The sequence below is a fragment of the Bradyrhizobium sp. genome (assembly GCF_049586575.1).
In the GTDB taxonomy this organism is placed as follows: domain Bacteria; phylum Pseudomonadota; class Alphaproteobacteria; order Rhizobiales; family Xanthobacteraceae; genus Bradyrhizobium.
Map to the genome: position 1 here is coordinate 1 of NZ_JBAVCF010000308.1, position 3,548 is coordinate 3,548.

Annotated in this window: 2 protein-coding genes and 1 pseudogene; 1 reads left to right on the forward strand and 2 read right to left on the reverse strand. The window is 57.4% G+C overall.

What is annotated here, in order from left to right; all coding sequences use genetic code 11:
• Positions 1 to 170: 170 nt before the first annotated feature.
• A complete protein-coding gene (locus WB528_RS11935; RefSeq protein WP_423888621.1) occupies positions 171 to 380 on the reverse strand; it encodes a tripartite tricarboxylate transporter substrate-binding protein in 210 nt (69 codons plus the stop codon).
• A gap of 1,893 nt (positions 381 to 2,273) precedes the next feature.
• Here WB528_RS11935 and WB528_RS11940 point away from each other — a divergent pair.
• Positions 2,274 to 2,450, forward strand: a pseudogene (locus WB528_RS11940) (TIR domain-containing protein); the annotation flags it as partial.
• A 62-nt stretch (positions 2,451 to 2,512) separates the two neighbouring features.
• Here WB528_RS11940 and WB528_RS11945 read toward each other — a convergent pair.
• A complete protein-coding gene (locus WB528_RS11945; protein ID WP_423888620.1) occupies positions 2,513 to 2,950 on the reverse strand; it encodes a low molecular weight phosphatase family protein in 438 nt (145 codons plus the stop codon).
• Positions 2,951 to 3,548: the final 598 nt, after the last annotated feature.

Genomic DNA, 3,548 nt, shown 5'->3' on the forward strand with positions numbered 1-3,548 from the left:
CGCCTACCGTGCCTCGTCGTGATGTCGCATGTTCGCCCTTAGCGTCTTGAGGACACGTCCGCTTAAATGACGCTTTCGGAAGTATAGTCAACATCGTGCGTGAGCATGGAATTGGTAGAAGTCGACCCCAAACAGACCTCAGATTGGTCATTGACACGAGTCTGGTAGCCCTACATCATTCCAATGCTTTCACCAGAGGCCCGCCAAGGGCGGCCGGGGGCGATAGGGGCGACATGCGGTGCAATCGCAACTGCGCCCGAGGTGGTCAAGAACAAAGAATAGCCATCAGGAGCGGCTTTGGCGACGTCTTCGGCTCCGACCGCGCCGGCGGTGCCGGGCTTATTCTTGATATACACATGTTGGCCGAGAGCTGATGTCATCTTCTCGGTGAATGAGGCGACCGACGAAATCGGTTTCGCAAGTCCATGCGCCAAGTTCGTAGCGTCATCGGCGCGACAAGGATTGCCCCCGAGCTGCTGGCGTTGGGATTTAGGCGCAGCGTCATGCTCCCTGCGCCCGCAACGTCCTTCCCTGCGATTCTACGGCTGCTCGCTGCAATCCGATGGCTCGCTTCCCTGCCAACGAATAATGGAGAATTATCGATAAGGGTCTGATTTAAAATGGATTTGCGGGATGGTAGGCCCGCACTTCACCCTGCATTTCGCTAATTTCACCCTGCGATTGAATAAGCCATTCGGTAACCGCCCATCATAAGTAAGTATTGGGGGTGACCCCTCCGTGGTGAGGTTCTTTCCATGCGCGATTGGCTCATGGTCCTGACGCCGATAGCGGTCGTTCTCTATATCGCGAGATATCCGGAGCAGGCCGAGACGATGCTCAACTGGGCGGCCGGACTGCTAAGTAGTCGATAAGGCGGCAGGATAGGGCAGACTTCAAGTTGCCCAACGCTAGCGAGCGCATGAGCGGCAATGGGCCTCTTGCGGATTCTTCATTAGCCAATTGGTAACCATTCCGCGGTAGCTATTCGTTTACCGGTGTTCAGGCCGGTCGTTCGATCTTCGAAAGCAGGGCCCCGGCCGCGTGCAACGGCCGGGGTCTCTTTATTTCGCTGCACCGGCCAATAGATCAGTCCCCGCGCGAGACGCCCGGATGCCCGTGCCTCGTCGCGTATCAGCGACGCGGATAAGCGCCCCTCCGCCCATTTGCCAGTCTTAAAAGCTGAAGCTTGCGCGCCTGGCTCTTATCGGTTCTGATAACTCCGCGCGGCCGGTGCTTCATCGCGGCAGAGCATTAGATATCGCATTTCTTTCTGAGCGATCCGAAATAAGGGCACTCGACGCCGTCGTCGTCCACGACGCGCGCGTAACGGATTTTGCCATTCCGCAATCCGGGCGCCACGACTCTCACCGCGCTATCCACGGCGCCGCCGACATTCCAGACGGTGAGCCGGCGCCTTCCCCAGCTTTGCGCCTCTGTTGCAATTCGCCATCGGATCAGAAGTGGAGAGGCTGACAGCCTGCGAAGTGACACTACACCCGCACAAGTTATCGGCTCCTTGGCTGTCCGCTTGATCAAATTCAAAACGCTGCGGCCTGTCGATTTGGGAAATTCGCAACCGGTCGCTGGTCGTGCTAGGTCGGTTGCATGTCAGGCGAGAGCAAAGACCGACCCTCTTTAAACGACGGTGCCGAACTCGTAGCAAGTGGCCCTGTGTTGGCCCGTTGGCTCGGAATATCCGGCAAGGCCGTGTACGACTTGGCGAAGGCCGGGATCCTGCTGCGTGTCAGCCGAGACCAGTTTTCCCTGGAAGAAAGCGTCCGACGCTATTGCGAGTATATCCGGCGGTCGGCATCGCAGCGCGAGGCCGACGCTAGACAAAGTCAAGGCATTGGGGCCGCCGACCAAGCGGGGGCGTCCTGACGCCCACACAGTGCGGCGCGGCAGGGTCCTCGCGGCTCACATTCATAGAGGCCGCGCCTCGCCACGCTGTCCGAAGCGCCTCGGTCCAAGTTCGCCTCTGGCGGCGGCTGGCCACGGACGGTCGGATGAACGCATTTTCCGCCTGCGGCAAATAAGGTATTTGAGTGACAAGGTGACATTACAGGAAGCGCATGGGCAGAAGCTCGCAGCTCCGAAGCTCCTAAAGTCTCCATGGCCTATTTCGCGGCGGGATAGCCGTGACTTCGCGGAAGAAATTGTTGCCGGGCTGCAACTCGCCGGATTTGCGCCGGTTCTCGATCGCCATGACATTGCTGCGGGGGAGGAATGGGAGCCCGGCTTAGCGGCCTCATTACGCAGGCAGATGCTGTAGTGTTTGTTTGTCTCCGGAGGCGGTAAATTCGAAACGCTGCAAGTGGGAAGTCAATAAGGCTGCCGCACAATCAAAGCGGCTGTTGCCAGTAATCTTCAAACCCGTGCCGACAGACGATATCCCGCGGGAATTGCGAAAGCGACAATACATCAGATCCGGTATTTCACCTCGGATTTAATTGAACGACCAGGTCAGCCAATCAATGACGGCCCTCACACCGTTCTGCTCAGATGGCCAGGCTTAACCGGTCTCGACCATCGCAAGTGTGGCCAAGAGTTTATCGATCTGCGCGTCTATAAGGGAAAGCGCGTGGTCCGGCTGTAAGAGATCCGCATCTGCGACGCCCCAATATTGGATGCGTCGCTCCCACTCCAAGAAGCGTTCACGCATGAGCGGACGATGCTCAGTCTCATCGAGCGCCACAACGTGATCCGCATTCTCCAGATCGATCACGGTACATTGGCGCGGAAAGCAGGCGGCGCCCTTTGGCGTTACTCCGCGCTCCATCAAGCCTTGTAAAGCAAACCGGGAAACCGGTCCGACATTGTATAGGCCGCGTTCAATCGCAAGGGCACGGGATTGTGCTTGCCAATTTCCGGCAGCACGATGATTGAACAGCTCCTCGGCGAAGCGGCTTCGGTAATAGTTACCGGTGCAAAGGAAAAGAACGCATTTCATGCGGCGACACGTTTGGCTCATGACGCGTAAACAGTCAAAACGTCGCTAGTGCACGCAGACAGTCGGTTGCCTCGCAAGTTACGAAGGCTGCTTGTAGGCCTGTTGACTACACTTTGGGTGCAAAAGTAAAATAGAAAAGACGTTTGATGCTCGTTACGAAACCGGGCTCGCTTATTGCGGACATGCAGCCGCCGCCGCCCGGCTCCAGCATCCGTAGTCTTCGGTATGGAGCGCACCAACGGCAGATTTTAGTTCAATTGCCCAACGCGATCGCGACGACGCTACATTCATGAGTTCGATGTACCGGCGGGAGCAGCATCTTAAGACGATAAAGCGTAGCGCAATACAAGCCTTGCAGAAGGCAGGCAGTCGACGCGTAATCTAGGCCGCAAAGACAGTGATCGTGAGTTTTGCCCAATTGAGCACGTCCATGGCGGACTCAGCGATGGGCTGACGAGTAAAAGGAGCAGGCAATGGTAGCCCCGGTTGGATACGGAAGCATTACCGCAACGGGTATAAGCGTGGCCGGGACAGAAGGCGCCGCGATCGATGCGACGGTAGCGACCTTCACCGATACCAATCCGAATACAACGGCCAG

Excerpts from the sequence above, each read along its gene's own strand:
- WB528_RS11945 (WP_423888620.1), bottom strand. The coding sequence starts at position 2,950 with ATGAAATGCGTTCTTTTCCTTTGCACCGGTAACTATTACCGAAGCCGC.
- WB528_RS11935 (WP_423888621.1), bottom strand. The coding sequence starts at position 380 with ATGACATCAGCTCTCGGCCAACATGTGTATATCAAGAATAAGCCCGGC.